This window comes from uncultured Oscillibacter sp. (assembly GCF_910579365.1).
Classification (GTDB): Bacteria; Bacillota; Clostridia; order Oscillospirales; family Oscillospiraceae; genus Oscillibacter.
In genome coordinates this window covers 65,810-82,616 of record NZ_CAJTUX010000003.1, presented here as the reverse complement: position 1 = coordinate 82,616, position 16,807 = coordinate 65,810, and the positions used below count along the sequence as shown (strand labels likewise).

Annotated in this window: 17 protein-coding genes; 16 read left to right on the top strand and 1 reads right to left on the bottom strand. The window is 59.4% G+C overall.

The annotated features are described in order from the left end of the window. The first annotated feature begins 12 nt into the window (after positions 1 to 12). From fabZ to QZ329_RS02130, 12 genes are all read left to right on the top strand, one after another. Complete coding sequence (gene fabZ, locus QZ329_RS02185) at positions 13 to 444, top strand: 3-hydroxyacyl-ACP dehydratase FabZ (protein WP_295747878.1); 432 nt, start codon at positions 13 to 15, stop codon at positions 442 to 444. A gap of 82 nt (positions 445 to 526) precedes the next feature. Then, positions 527 to 2,104 carry an ABC transporter substrate-binding protein gene (locus QZ329_RS02180; RefSeq protein ID WP_295747877.1) on the top strand — a complete coding sequence of 526 codons (1,578 nt, stop codon included), beginning with the start codon at positions 527 to 529 and terminating at the stop codon, positions 2,102 to 2,104. A 62-nt stretch (positions 2,105 to 2,166) separates the two neighbouring features. Next, positions 2,167 to 3,108 carry an ABC transporter permease gene (locus tag QZ329_RS02175; protein WP_295747875.1) on the top strand — a complete coding sequence of 314 codons (942 nt, stop codon included), beginning with the start codon at positions 2,167 to 2,169 and terminating at the stop codon, positions 3,106 to 3,108. Positions 3,109 to 3,122: 14 nt separating this feature from the next. Then, on the top strand, positions 3,123 to 3,968 hold the full coding sequence (locus QZ329_RS02170; protein ID WP_295747873.1) for an ABC transporter permease: 846 nt from the start codon (positions 3,123 to 3,125) through the stop codon (positions 3,966 to 3,968). A gap of 12 nt (positions 3,969 to 3,980) precedes the next feature. Continuing rightward, positions 3,981 to 4,976, top strand: a complete 996-nt coding sequence (locus QZ329_RS02165) for an ABC transporter ATP-binding protein (protein ID WP_295747871.1) — start codon at positions 3,981 to 3,983, stop codon at positions 4,974 to 4,976. Then, positions 4,973 to 5,998, top strand: a complete 1,026-nt coding sequence (locus QZ329_RS02160; protein WP_295747870.1) for an oligopeptide/dipeptide ABC transporter ATP-binding protein — start codon at positions 4,973 to 4,975, stop codon at positions 5,996 to 5,998. The genes QZ329_RS02165 and QZ329_RS02160 overlap by 4 nt, the downstream gene beginning before the upstream one ends. 15 nt (positions 5,999 to 6,013) lie before the next feature. Then, positions 6,014 to 6,874: an SDR family NAD(P)-dependent oxidoreductase gene (locus QZ329_RS02155; protein WP_295747869.1), complete on the top strand. Its 861-nt coding sequence runs from the start codon at positions 6,014 to 6,016 to the stop codon at positions 6,872 to 6,874. Between the two features lie 12 nt (positions 6,875 to 6,886). Then, positions 6,887 to 7,747: an SDR family oxidoreductase gene (locus tag QZ329_RS02150; protein WP_295747867.1), complete on the top strand. Its 861-nt coding sequence runs from the start codon at positions 6,887 to 6,889 to the stop codon at positions 7,745 to 7,747. A gap of 14 nt (positions 7,748 to 7,761) precedes the next feature. Next, positions 7,762 to 8,598, top strand: a complete 837-nt coding sequence (locus QZ329_RS02145) for an SDR family NAD(P)-dependent oxidoreductase (protein ID WP_295747865.1) — start codon at positions 7,762 to 7,764, stop codon at positions 8,596 to 8,598. Between the two features lie 19 nt (positions 8,599 to 8,617). Next, a complete protein-coding gene (locus QZ329_RS02140) occupies positions 8,618 to 9,856 on the top strand; it encodes a hypothetical protein (protein WP_295747863.1) in 1,239 nt (412 codons plus the stop codon). A 22-nt stretch (positions 9,857 to 9,878) separates the two neighbouring features. After that, the gene (locus QZ329_RS02135) at positions 9,879 to 11,036 is read left to right on the top strand and encodes an amidohydrolase family protein (protein ID WP_295747862.1); all 1,158 of its coding nucleotides are present in this window, start codon (positions 9,879 to 9,881) and stop codon (positions 11,034 to 11,036) included. Between the two features lie 29 nt (positions 11,037 to 11,065). Further along, positions 11,066 to 12,112 (top strand): hypothetical protein, encoded by a 1,047-nt coding sequence (locus QZ329_RS02130; RefSeq protein ID WP_295747860.1) that lies wholly within the window; start codon positions 11,066 to 11,068, stop codon positions 12,110 to 12,112. A 220-nt stretch (positions 12,113 to 12,332) separates the two neighbouring features. On the opposite strand, the gene QZ329_RS02125 is transcribed toward QZ329_RS02130, so the two are convergent. Then, on the bottom strand, positions 12,333 to 12,707 hold the full coding sequence (locus QZ329_RS02125; RefSeq protein ID WP_295747858.1) for a hypothetical protein: 375 nt from the start codon (positions 12,705 to 12,707) through the stop codon (positions 12,333 to 12,335). A gap of 190 nt (positions 12,708 to 12,897) precedes the next feature. Here QZ329_RS02125 and QZ329_RS02120 point away from each other — a divergent pair, with 190 nt between their 5' ends. From QZ329_RS02120 to QZ329_RS02105, 4 genes are all read left to right on the top strand, one after another. Further along, positions 12,898 to 13,497 (top strand): GNAT family N-acetyltransferase, encoded by a 600-nt coding sequence (locus QZ329_RS02120; protein ID WP_295747856.1) that lies wholly within the window; start codon positions 12,898 to 12,900, stop codon positions 13,495 to 13,497. Positions 13,498 to 13,808: 311 nt separating this feature from the next. Further along, on the top strand, positions 13,809 to 14,651 hold the full coding sequence (locus QZ329_RS02115; protein WP_295747854.1) for a sulfide/dihydroorotate dehydrogenase-like FAD/NAD-binding protein: 843 nt from the start codon (positions 13,809 to 13,811) through the stop codon (positions 14,649 to 14,651). A gap of 1 nt (position 14,652) precedes the next feature. Then, on the top strand, positions 14,653 to 16,035 hold the full coding sequence (gene gltA, locus QZ329_RS02110; RefSeq protein WP_295747852.1) for an NADPH-dependent glutamate synthase: 1,383 nt from the start codon (positions 14,653 to 14,655) through the stop codon (positions 16,033 to 16,035). Between the two features lies 1 nt (position 16,036). Next, on the top strand, positions 16,037 to 16,786 hold the full coding sequence (locus tag QZ329_RS02105) for a hypothetical protein (protein ID WP_295747851.1): 750 nt from the start codon (positions 16,037 to 16,039) through the stop codon (positions 16,784 to 16,786). Positions 16,787 to 16,807: the final 21 nt, after the last annotated feature.

Here is a 16,807-nt window from a genome sequence, read left to right as displayed (position 1 = left end):
GGACGGAGTTGTATGAGAATGGATCGAAATGAGATCAAGAAGATTATCCCGCACCGAGACCCCATGCTGCTGGTAACCACCGTGGAAGCGCTTGCGGAAGGGAAATCCATTGCCGCGACCTTCTTCGTGGACCCCTCCAGGGACATTTTTCGGGGACACTTCCCCAAGGAGCCCGTTCTTCCGGGAGTCTATTCTGTGGAGTGCATGGCCCAGGCGGCTGACATCCTGCTGTTGTCCACGCAGCGTTACCGGGAAAAGGTTCCTCTCTTTCTTGGCATCGACAAGGTGCGTTTTTTGAAAAAAATTCTCCCGGGGGACACGATCGAGATTCAGGCGAACCTGATATCTGAGTACGCGGAAAAGGCGATCGCCACCTGTTCGGCGCAGATCTATAACCATGGAGAGTTGGCCGCCGAGGGGAACGTGACCTTGGCCATGCGCTGAAGAGGACTCCGGCGGCCTGGCGGGATCAATATGTATAGTTCAGTGTATGCTGATCTAAAATAATGAAAAAAGGAGATTGGGTATGAAATCAAGAAATGTGTTGTGCGCGTTATTGGCTTTACTGATGGCCGTCTCGCTGGCTGGCTGCGGAGGGTCTCCCAGCGGCTCCGAACCGAGCGGCAGCGGCGATTCCGCTGCTGCGGGAAACGCGGATACGATCGTTGTGGCGTATGCCTCCGGCCCGTCCGTGCTGGACCCTGTCATGATTCCCGGCGACAATGCGACGATTTGGCTGACCGATCTGCTGTTTGGCACGCTGCTGCGTCCCAGCAGTGATGGAACCAGGCTTGATCCTTATCTGGCGGACTCCTGGGAGGCCAACGAGGACAATTCCCAGTATACCTTTCATTTGAAGCAGGGTGTGAAATTCTCGGACGGCTCCGACGTCACGGCGGAGGACTGGGTGTTCTCCCTCCTCCGGGCCCGCGACACCGTGGAGAGCAACTGGCACGCCTCCACGGACGCCGTGGCGGATGTTGTCGCGCTGGACGAAAACACCATCCAGGTCTCTCTGGTGGAACCTCGGGAGTCTTTCCTGTCGGAGATCAGCATGTTCAATAACGCCGTACAGAGCAAGGCTTATGTGGAGTCCATCGGCGATGAGGAGAACCAGCTTAAGCCCATGGGGACCGGCCCTTATATGATCAAGGAGTGGAAGATCGGCGAATACATTCTCTTTGAGAAGAACCCCTACTATTGGGACGCGGACAATGTGGCGACTCCCTATATCCGCTTTAACGTCGTCTCCGACAGCAGCGCCCGGATGCTGCAGCTGGAATCCGGAGAGGCTGACATCATCAACGAGGTCCCCTTCAACAGCATTGCGGAACTGGACGCAAAGGACGGCATCAGCGCCCTGGGCGTGGGCTCCACGGAGACCCAGCTGGTGAACTTCAACGTGAAGCACGAGATTCTGAAGGACCTCCGGGTCCGTCAGGCCCTGCGCTATGCGACGGACATGGATATGATTGTTGACCTGGTCCTGTCCGGCTTCGGCACGAAGGCTACTTCTTATATGACCTCCTCCGGCCTGTATTATAACGAGAAACTCCAGCCCGCCACCTATGATGTGGAAAAGGCGAAGCAGCTGCTGGCGGAGGCCGGGTATGCCGACGGGTTCAATATTTCCATCATGTGCCGGGCGGACAAACCCGCCTATGAGGAGATTTCCACGATCCTGAAGGAGCAGTGGGCCGCCATCGGCGTCAATCTGGAGATCAACGTCCTGGAGAAATCCGCCTATATTGAAAAGCGGAACAACATCGACTTTGAGATCACCATGGTCACCTGGACGGACGACATCCCCCATCCCTCTCAGATCAGCACCCACTTCTTCGACTATGAGAAAGAGCGCGGCTTCTTCTGCGACTATGAGAATCAGGAGGGCTATGATATCCTGCAAAAGGCTCTGGTGGAGTTCGACCCCGACCGCTGCGCGGATTACTATGGTCAGCTGCAGCAGATTTGGTTTGACGACGTGCCGGCCATGATCCTTTACTACGGAGATATCCCGGTGGCCATGTCGGATTCGATCCAGGGCTTCGAACAGACTTCTCTTGGCAGATACCGGCTGGAGCATTGCTACAAGTCTGTTGGCTGACAGACGCCTGGGCCGCGGCGGGGGGAATACCCCTCCCGCCGCATATATAAAGGAGTCGTAAATTGGAAACCCTGAACTATATCCTGCGGCGCGTCGTACAGATGCTGGCGGCGCTGTTCGTTTCAACGATCATCGTCTTTTTTATGATTCGTTTGATCCCTGGGAATCCGGCGGAGAACATACTGGGTGATTTTGCCGATCCGGCGGCCGTCGCGGCCTTGACGGAAAAGATGGGATTGAACCGGCCCCTTCATGTGCAGTATGGCATCTTCCTCAAAGACCTGCTCCGGCTGGACCTGGGCACGTCTTTGAAGTACAAGACCAGCGTCGCGGAGCTGATGAAGAATCGCCTGGTCGTAACGGGGATGCTGACCTTGGTTTCCACCATTTTCACAGTCATCATCAGCATGCCTCTGGGATATATCGCCGGGAAAAAGAACGGCTCCCTTGCGGACATGGGCGTCCGGGGCTTCAGCATGATTGGCCTGGCGATGCCCAGCTTTTGGATCGGCATCCTGCTGCTGATCGTGTTTGGCGTCAAACTGAAGATATTCCCCGTTTCCGGCTGGGGCTCGGACTGGCCCACGCATGTAAGGAGCCTGGTCCTTCCCGGCGTCACACAGGCCATCGGCACATCCGCGATCCTGATCCGGAATCTTCGCAATAACGTGATCGAAGTCAAAAACAGCGACTATGTTTATTTTGCCCGCAGCAAGGGACTGAAAGAGGGCCGCATTGCCGCGCGGCATATCATCCGCAACGCGTCCATCCCCACGGTGACGCTCCTTTCGATTAAGATCGCCGGGATGCTGGGCGGAGCGGTGGTGATTGAGGAGGTGTTTTCGCTCCCCGGTCTTGGAAGTCTGCTGGTCAACGGCATCCTCGCCAGAGATTACGCCGTTGTACAGGCGGTGGTGCTGTTCTTCGCGGTGGTCGTCCTTGTGATCAATCTTCTCACGGATATTCTGTATTCTTTCCTGGACCCCCAGGTGAAGCTGCAGTAAGAGGTATGTGGAATATGAAAAACCGACAGCAGAAAAATGGAATCAGACGTACATTTCAGAGAAATCCCTCTCTTCTGGTGGGGAGCATCTTTGTGTTGCTGCTGCTTCTGATGGCGTTTTTCCCCACGCTTTTCACCAGCTTGAGTCCCACGGACATCACGGCGGACATCAAGCTCAGTCCGCCCAGCCGGGAACATATTTTTGGAACGGACGTATATGGCCGCGACGTGTTCGCGCGCTGCATTTATGGAACGCTGGTGGACCTGAAGATCGGCGTTATCGCGATGGCGGTTCCCCTGTTTACCGGAACGATTCTGGGTCTGCTGGCCGGCTACTACGGCGGAAAGCTGGATATGCTGGTCATGCGCGTCGTCGATATCTTTACCGCCTTTCCCTTCATGGTGCTGGTCATCGCCATCGTTGCCATCCTGGGGGCGAGTTTAACGAACCTGTACATTGCCATCTGGTGTGTGGGCTGGAAAGAATATACCCGCCTGGTGCGGAGCGAGGTCCTGGTTGTCAAGCGTATGGAATATGTAGACGCGGCCCGCACCCTTGGATTCCGAAATATCCGCATCATCCTGCGCCACATCCTGCCCAATGTGATCAGCGGCGCGATCGTCTACGCTGCCTCGGATATCGTGCTTTGTATGATGTCGGGCGCCTCTTTGAGCTACCTGGGACTGGGTGTGCAGCCTCCCACCCCCGAGTGGGGCGCAATCATTGCCGGTGGGAAAAACTACATCTCCAGCGCGTGGTGGATCACGCTGTTTCCCGGCCTGTTTTTGATGTTCGCGGGCCTCGCGTTCAGCCTGGTGGGAGACGGACTGTCCGACGCGCTGCGCAGCCGCGGACAATAAGGGGGGCAACGCATGAGTGATTTGCTGACCATTCGAGACCTGAGGACCTATTACCACACCGGCGGCAGGACCGTCAGATCCGTGGACGGCGTGAGCTTCTCGATCGCCGACGGGGAGACCTTCGGCCTGGTGGGGGAATCCGGCTGCGGCAAAAGCACGGTGTGCCGGTCCATCCTTCGTCTGACACCGGAGAAGATCACCGAACTCTCTGGCGAGATTTTGTTTCGCGGACAGAATATTCTGACCATGTCCTCCCAGGAGCTTCGGAAAATCCGGGGCAAGGAGATCGGCATGATCTTTCAGGAGCCCATGACCACGCTGAACCCCGTGCTGAAGCTGAAGACCCAAATCTATGAGCAGTTCCTGGATTCCAATATGAAAGAGGATGAGAAATACGCGCGCTCCGTGGAGATGTTTAAGCGGGTCGGCATCCCGTTTCCGGAGAAGCGGCTGGAAGAATATATCCATGAATTCAGCGGCGGCATGCGCCAGCGGGCGATGATCGCCACCATTCTGGCCGCGCAGCCCAAACTCCTGCTGGCGGATGAGCCCACCACAGCGCTGGACGTCACCATTCAGGCCCAGATTCTGTATCTCATCAATACCATGAAAAAGTCCCTGGGCATGAGTATGATTCTGGTGACCCATGACATGGGCGTCGCGAGCCCCATGTGCGACCGGATTGCGGTGATGTACGCGGGAAGGATTGTGGAGCTGGCGAAATCCAGCGTATTGTTCACCACTCCCGCTCATCCCTATACGGCCGGACTTCTCAGCTGTCTGCCGCAGAATAAAAAGAAGGACGACCGGCTGGAGGTCATTGAGGGCGCGCCCCCCAATTTGGCGGAAGAACTGACAAGCTGCACGTTCGCACCCAGGTGCAAGTATGCCCAGGAGGTCTGCTTCCGAGAGGAGCCCGGCTTGGAGGAACTGGAATCCGGGCATTTCTGCCGCTGCCATTTTCACTATGCGGCGGCGCAGGCGGAGCGTGAAGGAGGCGGCCAATGAACGAGGAACGTGTGAAAAACCAGCAGGAAAACGCGGTGCTGATGTCTCTGCGGCATGTGAACAAGCGGTTCAAAATGACCCATACCCTGCTTGACACTCTTATGAAGCGCCCGCAGCAGCGGGTCTATGCGATCAACGATCTGTCCTTGGATGTGAAGCAGGGGGAGATCTTGGGCATCGTCGGGGAATCCGGCTGCGGGAAGTCCACGCTGGCGCGGCTGATGATCCATCTTCATACCGCTGACAGCGGAGAAATCGTGCTGGATGGAAAACATCTGGACAGCTTGCACGGCGCAGACCTGCGCGCGGCGCGGCGCGACGTGCAGATGATCTTTCAGGACCCCTTTGCCTCGCTGAACCCCAGGATGACCGTGCGGGAGATTCTGCGGGAAGTCCTGGTCATCCACCGGATGCGTCCGCCCGGGGAGATCGACGCCCGGCTGCTGGAGCTTATGGACATGGTGGGGCTGCGTCATGAATTTCTGGACCGCCTGCCCAGTCAATTCTCCGGCGGCCAGCGCCAGCGCATCGGCATCGCCCGGGCCCTTGCCATGGAGCCGAAGCTGATTCTGGCGGATGAGCCGGTCTCCGCCCTGGACGTTTCGATCCAGGCCCAGGTCATCAATCTTTTGAAGGAGCTGCGGGACAGACTGGGTCTGACCATCGTGTTCATCTCCCACGACCTGGGCGTCGTCCGTTACATTGCGGACCGCATCGTGGTCATGTACCTGGGCCGTATCGTGGAGCAGGCGGAGGCCGGGACCCTGTTTGCCCAGCCGCTACACCCTTACGCGGAGGCGCTGATTCGGGCCACGCCGGAGATCAACCCGAACCGTCACGGCATCGAAAAGCCGCTTTTGGAGGGGGAGCCTCCCAGCCCTGTCCACCTTCCGAAGGGATGTCCCTTCGCGGGCCGCTGCCGGTTCCGGTCGGATGCCTGTGAGGAAGAAGTGCCGGAGCTGGCCGCCGTGGGGGCGGATCATTTCGTGCGGTGCATCAAAGCGATCAAACGTGATAAATAGCAAATGGAGGGTAGTATGAAACAAAATAAGATTTGGGTCGTGACCGGCGCCTGCGGCGGATTTGGCACAGCGCTGGTAGAAACGCTGCTGGAGCGGGGCTTCTGCGTGGCCGGTATGACCCGGACGCCCGAAACGCTGCTGAGCCGCCACGCGGGAGCGGAAGACCTCCTGGCGGTCCGGACCGATGTGACCAGCGAAGCGTCTGTGCTGGCGGCAAGAGAGGAAATCCTGAAGCGTTTTGGCCGGGTGGACGTCGTGGTGAACGCCGCGGGCTACGGCCTGGACGGCGCCATCGAAGAGGTGTCCGACGCTGAGGCCCGGGCGCTATTCGACGTGGACCTTTTCGGGATGCTGAACGTATGCAGGGCCTTTGTTCCGGACCTTCGGGAACAGGGCGGCGGTTATGTGATCAATTACGCCGGGGAGGAGGCCATCGCCGCCACCGCCTGTCACGCGGTCTCGCATGCGGCGCAGTTCGCCATCGACGCGCTGACGGACGCCTTGAACAAGGAAGCGGGGCAGTTTGGCATTTCGGCGGTCTGTCTGAAATGCGGCCCTATGCGGACGGATTACCTGTCCCATAAGCACGGCGCTGCCCTGTCCCTGGACGCCTATGACGCCATCCGGGAGGAAAGAGCCGCAAAGAACGCCGCTCTTCGCGGAAAGGAGCCGGTCAGTCCCAAGAAGACGGCGGAGCTGCTGATCCGCCTGACTGGGGAGGAGGAAGCGCCAAAGGATCTCTATCTGACGCGGGAGAGCGTCCGCATGGCCCGCGAGGCCTGGGATGGCCTGGAGGCCGAATTCGAAAAGTGGAAATGGGCCACGCTCTGCGTCGATTTCCCCAAGGAAGAATGTTACTACGGCAAGCGCGGCTAAGGGGGACGGGAAATGAACAAACAACAGGAAAAAGTCTGGATCGTGACCGGCGCCTCCGGAGGACTGGGCCTTGCCATCGTGAAGACCCTGCTGGCCCATGACATTCGGGTAGCGGCGTTTTCCCGAAACGCTCAGGCGGTGGAGCAGGCGGTGGGACATGGGGAGACCGGCCGTTTCATGGCCCTTTCCGTCAAGCTCCACGAGGAGTCCAGCGTTGCGGCGGCGGCGGAGCGGGTGCTGCAAAAGTTTGGGACCGTTGATGTGGTGGTGAACAATGCGGGCCGCGGGCAGCGGGGCGCTGTCGAGGAAGTGACAGACGCCGAGGTCCGCGCCGCCTTCGACGATAATTTCTTCTCACAGCTGAATATGATGCGTTGTTTCCTTCCGGTGATGCGGAAACAGAAGTGGGGCTATTTTATCAATCTGGGTTCTGTCGGGTCCTTCAAGTCCAAGGCATGCAGCGGAATCTACTGCGCAACCAAATACGCGGTCAACGCGCTGACCCAGGCCATCAATTTGGAATGCGCCGCGTATCACATCCACAGCACCTGCGTCAAGCCCTTTGACCTTCGTACCAACTACTTGGCTCCCACGCATATCCAGCAGCGGGCGAACCGCAAGGAATGCTATGACAGCATCCACCGCCTCAACCAATTGGACGATGACGAGACCCATGGCGCTCAGCCCGGCGACCCCATAAAGGTTGCGGAGCTCTTCATCAAGCTGGCGGAGGAGCCGGAGCCGCCCTGCTCTTTGTTCCTGGATTACCCTGTGGAGGAGGTGGTCCGGCATATCCTGGAGGAGCGCCGTGAGGAGCTGGACCGCTGGGAGCACCTGAGTCAGGCGGCGGACGGCTGCGCAGTCTCTTTATGACGGGAGGGAGAACCATGGGTGAACAGGTATGGATCGTGACAGGTTCCTCCGGGGGCCTGGGTCTCGCGATCGTTCAGACCTTGCTGAAGCACCGCATCCGTGTGGCCGCGTTTTCCCGGAGCGCGGCGGCGGTGGAACAGGCGGTGGGGCATGGGGAGACCGATGGTTTTCTGCCCCTGTCGGTAAAGCTCCATGAGGAGGACTCCGTACTCTCCGCGAAGCGGCGGGTTCTGGAGAAATTCGGCAGGGCCGATGTTGTGGTGAACAACGCGGGCCATGGCCAGCGGGGCGCTGTTGAGGAGGTAACGGACGCCGAGGCCCGGGCTATGCTGGACGACAACTTCTTCTCTCAGCTGAACATGGTCCGAAGTTTTCTCCCGGTCATGCGGGAGACCGGAGGGGGCTACTTTATCAACATGGGCTCCATCAGCTCCTTCACCGTGAAGGCGTGCAGCGGAATCTACGCCATCAGCAAATATGCCGTGAACGCCCTGACGGAGGGAATCAACGCGGAGGGGCGGCCCTTCCATATCCGCTCTACCTGTGTGAAGCCCTTCGATCTGCGGACGGGCTATCTCAGAGCGGATCACCTGAAGCAGCCCAGCCATGTGAAGGATTGCTATCACTCCATCCATCAGGCCCACGAGATCGACGATCAGGAGACCCATGGCGGACAGCCGGGAGACCCGTATAAGGTCGCGGAGCTTTTCATCAAGCTGGCGGAGGAGCCGGAACCGCCCTGCTCTTTGTTTCTGGATTATCCCGTGGAGGCGTTGGTGCATAACGTCATCGGACAGCGCCGCCGGGAGCTGGCGTCGTGGGAAGCTCTGGCTTCCTCCGCAGAATTTTGACGAGAGAAGGGGGAAGGACATGTTATACTGGACGAGCCCGGAAATTGGGCGGAAGATGGCGGATGTGGCGCTGAGCCTGGACCGTTATACAAAGGAGCGCTGGGAGTTTGACTCTGTCCTGGCGAATTACGGAGGCTTCCGGCCCACCCTCTCCACCCTGGAGGAGATCGGCTGCGCAGCGGAGTCGCTGGAAAAGGAGCTGGCTCCCTACGATGGCCTGAAGGGAATGTACCTGAAGGGGACCGCCCGGGCGCTTAAGTGTTTTACCCGTGTGATGTGCGGAGACCAGCTGAGCTATGAGGAGAAACTCCGGGATATTATGGAGCTTCCGCTCCAGCCCATCCCGGAGGCGAAATACGAGGCGCTGAGGAACACGGTGGACCGCCAGCTGACGGATCTGGGCTACCAGGGCGGCGTCATGGAGAAAATTGCCGCCTGGAAGGAGACGTGGAAGATTCCTGCCGGTGAGGTGATCTCCTTTGCGCGGAAGTACCTCGACGCCTGCAAACGGGCCACTTTGGACCGGGTTACACAGCTGCCGGAGGAGGACGGCATCCAGGAGCTCTACGGCGTGAGCGGTGAGTTCTGGAGCGGGCACTCCGCCTACCTTGGCGGCTTCAAGGGCCGTCTGCGGTTCAACCTGGACCGGCCCTGGAGCGCGCCCATCTTCATCAACACCCTGGCTCACGAGGGCTATCCCGGCCATCAGGTGTCCTACTGCCGGTGGGACTGGCTGTTCCAGCAGGAGAAATATCCGGTGGAAGCGTCCTGGTATATGCTGGCCAGCCCCGCCAACACGGTCTTTGAGGGTCTTCCGGAAAACGGGACCCATTTTCTGGGGTGGGATCAGCCCGGCTCCACTGCCAACGAGATTCCGGAGGAGATGAAGGCGCAGATGTCTCTTGCCTGGGATGTTTCGGACCTCCAGCGCATCATCCAGACCCGGGCGTGCATGATGTATCAGGCAGAGGGCGCGTCTCAGGAGGACGTGATGGACTACTTCCGAAGGACCCGGGTCTTCTCTGAGGTGGAAGCCGTAAACACCTTCCGTTTCTTCTCTCATCCTGTGCAGCACATCCAGTATCCCAGCTATTATTATGGCAGGTGGATGGTCCGGGAGGCCTGGGACCTGTGCCCGGAGGAGCAGCGCCAGAATCTGTTTGCGCTGTTGTATGATACGCCGATGTCCAATCAGACGTTTGTGGAAGGCGTCTCCCAACTGATCGGAGCCCCCTTCCGTCCGTACGACAACATTTAAAAGCGGCAGGGGGAAGACGGCAATGAGTACAGTTGTAAAAAATGGACTGGTCTGGACAGGCCATGATTTTGAGAGGCGGAATCTGGCCTTTGAAGGCCGCTTTTTCAGCGAACCGGCGGGGACGGATACAGAGACCATCGACGCGGCCGGCGCGTTTATCGTTCCCGGCATTGTCAACACCTCCGCGAACCTGTCCGCCCGGTCCGCCGGAAATTACGCCCATATTTTCACGGCCCTCACTCCAGAGGAGGCTGTGCTGACCACCATCAAATCGATGGGAGAACACCTCCAAAATGGCGTAACCACCATTCGGGACTGCGGCTGCCGGTATTGTGAATCCATCGCTGTCCGGGACGCGGTGGAACGGGGGGACCTGACCGGCCCGTCCATCGTGGCGGCCGGCAGGATGGTACTGGCGCCCGGCGGCCACTGGGCGGGCGAGCTGATCACAGGCCCCGTAGAGGCCCGGAAGGCCGCCGCCAGGCTTTGGTCCGAAGGCGCGGATTTTTTCAAGCTGGGCGTCAGCGGCGGGATCGGGGGGGACCGGGAGGACCCGGATTCCTTGGAGCTTGGCCTGGAAGAGGTAAAGGTCTTTTGTGATTTCGCGGCGGATCATAAGATGCAAACCGTCTGTCATACCCATGGGGCGCGCAGCATGCGTGTAGCGCTGGAGGCGGGCGCCGCAAATTTGATGCACTGCACGTTCATCGAAGACGATATTGTGGACCAGATTGTGGAAAGAGGCGTCTATGTTACGCCCACGCTGGCCGCCTATGAGAACATCGCCAAATATGGTCTGGAAGGCGGCTGGAACCCCAAAACGGTAGAGATGGTCCGGGAGAACGTGCTGCCCGCCAAGCGAAGGAGCATCCAAAAATTGGTAAAGTCTGGGGCGAAGATTGCCTTTGGGACCATGGCAGGCGGATTCCACATCACGCCCTTTGACATTGTGGACGAGATGATCTATATGGAGGAAATGGGGATGACGCCCGCCCAGATCATGGAAAGCGCCTCCCGCATCGCCGCCGAAGCCTGCGGGCTGGAGAGACGGGCCGGGGCGCTGGAGACCGGAAAATGGGCCGATTTCCTTCTTTTGGAGGAAAATCCACTGAAAGATGTGACTGCCTACGGAAAAATCCGGAAGGTTTTCAAGTTTGGAAAAGAGGTCTTCAGCAAGTAAAATCCCTAATTATGCACAGGAGGAAGCACATGAAAACAGTACGAGTTTTGATCGGCGGAATGGGAAACGCGGCCAGGCCCATGGTGGATTTGATTACCTCGGAGCGGGCGCGCATGGCGCAGGAATATGACCTCGCATTTCAAATCGTGGGTGTGACAGACAGCAAAGGCGCGGCCATCGGAGAGGAGGGCATCCCCAGCGAGACCGTCTCTGAAGCCAAGAGCACATTGGGAACCGTATCCAAGATTCCGCTCCTGGGACGGCCCGGTATGTCTACCTTGGAAATGATCGAGCGGTGTAGCGCGGATATTTATGTGGACGGGCTTCCTCCCTATCTGCCTGACGGTGAACCGGGCGCTTCCAACATCCGCGCGGCTTTGGGGAAGGGGATGCACGTTGTGACGGCCAATAAGGCCCCCATGGCGCTGTATTGGAAAGAGCTTTTCCAACTGGCTGGAGAAAAGAGCCTCCAGCTCCGCTACGGCACGGCGGCCAGCTCCGGCCTGCCCACTCTGGAGATGGGGCGGGCCCTGGGACACTGCGGCGAGCTTCTGGAGTTTGGAGGAATCTTCAATGCCTCCTGCATGTATGTCATCGACTGCATGAAAAAGGGCCAGAGCTTCGACTCCGCCCTGGAGGGCGCCCGGGCCGGCGGCTTCTTGGAGCCGAATCCCGCGATGGACATCGACGGCTGGGACACCGCGATGAAAACGGTCATTCAGGCCAATACTTACTGGGACGCCTGCTGCACTCTGGCGGATGTGGAAATCCAGGGAATACGCGATCTGACCGGAGAGGAAGTCCGGTCGGCGGCGGCCAAAAACATGACCTGGTGCATGGTGGGGCGCGCCGTGCTGGAGGACGGGAACCTGAAGCTCTCGGCAAAGCCGGAATGCCTGCCGGAGGACCACCCCCTGGCAAAGGCCCGCTGGTGTGACAAGGCGCTGTGGCTGCGCACCCGGACGCAGGGGGAACAGGTTCATTATTGCCTGGAAGCCTCCGCTTCCAGCACTCCTGGAAATATGTATCTTGATATGGTAACGATCGCGAGAGGTCTATACAGCCAGCGCACTTGAAAACCGGCGGCAGGCGTTTCCTTCCAAGGGCCTGCCGCCGGTCCTTTTCCCGACAGCGGCTGCTCCAATCCGGAGCAGCCGCTGTCGGGCTGTGAAGGCTGGCGCGGATATTGGAACGTTTCGGACTTCCGGCGCTGGCGCGCTTTTTTCTGCGGCTGCCGGCTTTGTCTGTACAACACTGGAAACCTGGTCCGTTCCCGTCATAATCTGAGAAATGGAATCAGCGTGCCGTTTCATAGTAGGCGCGAAGGATGGGTTCCGGTTCCCGCCACTTGATCTCATACTGCCTGCGGTAGTCCTCCACGGTGAGAGAGGGACGGATGCCCCGCTCTCTGCCCCGATACTTCATGGTGTAGGGCTTGAACGCGTCGGAGTCCGGCTCCAAGCCGTACATGCCGTCCAGCAGCTCCCGGCCCTCCTTTAAGTTTCGCAGGATGGCCGAGCAGTCGGGCAGGCCGCAGCCGTTGGGCGGCACGAAAGCGCGGACATCCGCCCCGTGTTTGAACAGCGCATCCAGCACTGACTTGAGCATCTCCCGCAGACGGCGGTTCTCCTCCAGCTTGCCCTGACGGATAGCGGTGAACAGCTTTTTCATGGCAGCTCCGCCTTTAAGGTGAAATCCACCTTTGCTGAATGGTTATGAGCCAAGTATACCACCATCGCAAGGGGCATTCAACGTTCATTTCTCGGTCTCAACAGCAGTGGCAAGCGGAAGGATACAGCAGCCTGCGCCGTCAATTGAAGTTGAAAAACAGCGGCGGGAATGATATGATAGGAGGCGCATGATGAGACTGGGGAAGAGGGAACAGTGGAGTGCCGGAAAAGACAAATCAATCAAAATCAACATGCGGGGGCGCTTTATGATGGACGATATCAGAAAAGCAGGGGCAGAAGACGCTTCCAGATTAGCGGAAATTTTGATCTTTGCCAAAAGAACCCATTATCGAAGCATCTTTCACGACGACAAGGTTTCCTTTGGCAAGATGCAGGTCTATCCGTTGGCGCGGGATTATATCGTAAACCGTGAAAAGCTGAACCATATTTGGGTATACGATGATGAATTTGTAAAGGGAATGCTCCACATAGAGGGAAGGGAGCTTCGGGAGCTGTATGTGGACCCGTTCTTTCAGGGGGAGGGTATTGGAACCAGACTGATCGAATTTGCGATTCGGCAGTTTGAGGTTCAATACTTATTTGTGTTGGAAAAAAACAGCAGCGCCATTCATTTCTATCAAAGCCACGGCTTTTCGCGGACACAGGAGCGGCGCTTGGAAGAGGGCACGGCGGAGTATGTCGTGAAAATGGAGCGCCGCCGCGGAATTTCTGCGGATACGCGGAGGGGAGGAGAGGCGGATCATGGACAATCTCATGCAGTTTCCCCATAGAGAAGCGTCCCGGACCTGACTTTTGGAGCATTGCCGGTCCAATACCGGCGTCTGGCTTGTATTCGGCAAGCCCGGCCAAGCACCATAAAGGCGGGAGAAGCGGCTGGCCTGGATGGCGGACAGGCTCCACAAAAATTTAAAACCCATGTAGCGGTCCCGCCTGTCCGCCGGAGGTCCGTCGGTTTTGCAAAAATCCGGAGCAAACCGATTGACGGTTCTCCCCCTATATGTTAAACTGAAAACAATGTGTCAATGGCAGGACACCGGCTCCAAAATTTTAACCATGACATGATTGGGAAAGAAGGAAGCATATGTACAAAATTGTGAGAAAAGAGGCCCTGCGCCCCACCGTAACCCTGTATGAGATCGAGGCCCCGCTGATCGCCAAAAAGGCCCAGCCGGGTCAGTTCATCATTCTGCGGGTGGACGAGAAGGGCGAGCGCATCCCCATCACCATCAACGCCTATGACCCGGAGAAGGGCACCGTCACCATCATTGTCCAGACTGTGGGCGCCACCACGGAGAAGCTCAGTCACCTGAATGAGGGCGACTGCCTCCAGGACTTCGTGGGTCCCCTGGGCAAGGCCACCGAGACCGAGGGCAAGAAGAAAGTCGCCGTGGTGGGCGGCGGCGTGGGCTGCGCCATCGCGTACCCCGTGCTGAAGAAGTTCCACGACGACGGGGCCGAGGTCCACGCCATCGTCGGCTTCCGCACGGAGGACCTGGTCATCCTGGAGGAGGACTTCAAGAAGTCCAGCGATCTTCTTGTCGTCTGCACGGACGACGGAAGCTACGGCCGCAAGGGCTTGGTCACCGACGCGCTGAAAGAGCTCATCGACGCGGGCAACCAGTACGACGAGGTCTTCGCCATCGGTCCCATGGTCATGATGAAATTCGTCTCCAAGACCACGGAGCCCTACGGCATTCCCACCACCGTCTCCATGAGCCCTATCATGATCGACGGCACCGGCATGTGCGGCGGCTGCCGCCTCAGCGTCGGCGGCGAGATGAAGTTCGCCTGCGTGGACGGCCCGGACTTCGACGGCCACAAGGTGGACTGGGACCTTGCCGTGAAGCGGAACCAGATGTATATGGAATTCGAGAAGCACAAGCACGAGGAGACCTGCAACCTGTTCAAGAAGGAGGCCGAATAACATGGCCAATATGTCTTTAACGAAGAACCCCATGCCCTCCCAGGACCCCAACGTCCGGAATAAGAACTTCCAGGAGGTCGCCCTGGGCTATACCGAGGAGCAGGCCCTGGACGAGGCCCAGCGCTGCCTGAACTGCAAGAACCGGGCCTGCATGCAGGGCTGCCCTGTCATGGTCCACATCCCGGAGTTCATCGCCGAGGTGGCCAAGGGCGACTTTGAGGCGGCGTACCAGATCATCTCCAACACCAGCGCCCTCCCCGCCGTCTGCGGCCGGGTCTGCCCCCAGGAGACCCAGTGCGAGATGTACTGCGTCCGGGGCAAGAAGGGCGATCCCGTGGGCATCGGCCGTCTGGAGCGCTTCGTTGCCGACTGGCACAACGCCCACTGCACCGAGGCTCCTGAAAAGCCCGTGTCCAACGGCCACCGGGTGGCGGTGGTGGGCTCCGGCCCCGCGGGACTGACCTGCGCCGGAGACCTGGCCCGGAAGGGATACGACGTCACCGTGTTTGAGGCGCTGCACCTGGCCGGCGGCGTGCTGGTGTATGGCATTCCCGAGTTCCGTCTGCCCAAGGCGATTGTGCAGAAGGAAGTGGACGGGCTGAAGGCCATGGGCGTGACCATCGCCACCGATACGGTGATTGGCCGGACCATCTCCATCGACGAGCTGATGGAGGAGCAGGGCTTCGAGGCCGTGTTCATCGGCTCCGGCGCGGGATTGCCCATGTTCATGGACATCCCCGGCGTGAACTATCGGGGCGTTTACTCCGCCAACGAGTTCCTCACCCGCATCAACCTGATGAAGGCCTACCTGCCCGACTCCGACACCCCGATTCAGCACCCGAAGAAGGTGGCGGTGGTCGGCGGCGGCAACGTGGCCATGGACGCGGCCCGCTGCGCCAAGCGTCTTGGCGCGGAGGTGTACATCGTCTACCGCCGGGGCATGGAGGAGCTGCCTGCCCGTAAGGAGGAAGTGGAGCACGCCGAGGAGGAGGGCATCATCTTCAAGACCCTCTGCAACCCGGTGGAGATCTTCGCCGACGAGAACGACGACGTGAATAAGATCCGCTGCATCCGCATGGAGCTGGGCGAGCCCGACGCCTCCGGCCGGCGGCGGCCCATCGAGGTCCCCGGCAGCGAGTTCGACCTGGACGTGGACTGCGTCATCATGTCTCTTGGCACCAGCCCGAACCCCCTCATCAAGTCCACCACCAAGGGTCTGGAAATCAACCGCAAGGGCGGCATCGTGGTGAACGAGGACGGTCTTACCTCCCGGGAGAAGGTCTATGCCGGCGGCGACGCCGTCACCGGCGCGGCCACGGTCATTCTGGCCATGGGCGCGGGCAAAACCGCCGCCAAGGCCATTGACGAGGCTTTGAGCAAGTAATATGAGAAGAAACGTCACGGACATAACCGCTCTGGCGTTGGCGCTGTGCCTCCTGCTTGCCGCCTGCGGCGGGCAGGGGGCCTTGCCGCTTGACGCGCCGCCGGAGCCAAAGACCTCCGAAACCGTCTCGCCCGCCGAACCTGGCCCTTTGCCAGAGGAAGCCTCCGGTGAAGAGGAGGCCCCTCCGGCGGAAGAGGAGCCCCCGGCCCCTGACGGAGAGGAAGTCCCCGCCGCCCCAACAAGGCCCGGGAACGAGGCGCTGGCCGAAGACATTGCTCCTGCGCTGGAGGGCCTGGAGAGGGCGGACTGGCAGATTGTCAGCATCGACCTGGAGTCCTTTGGCCTTACCGCAAAATTCGATGACGAACGGTTTATGTACATTATGGGCCACACGGACACGGTCCCTCTGGACCAGCTGATCGTCTTTGACCTATGGGGCGACGCGCTGACCGAGGGGTCCAGCGAGGAACTGCGCAGCCGCTTCCTGGAAGCGCCCGACACGGTGCTGGCCTATCTGGTGCTGATGGGGGACCAGCGGGTGGACTACTGGGACCAGCCCCTGGCGGCGGACGTGATCTGCATGAGCATCGCCACCGCCGACGCCGCCTGGCACGGCGGTTCAGAGGAGTTTGCCCAGACCCTGGCGGCCTGCCGGGAGCGCTATCCCACAGGCCGGATCGCGGAGCTTCTGGACGTGATGGAGCGGGAACACGCCGCCAGCATGGAGCGGAACCACGGACCGCGTCCATGAAACGGCGCCCCGGGGAGGGAA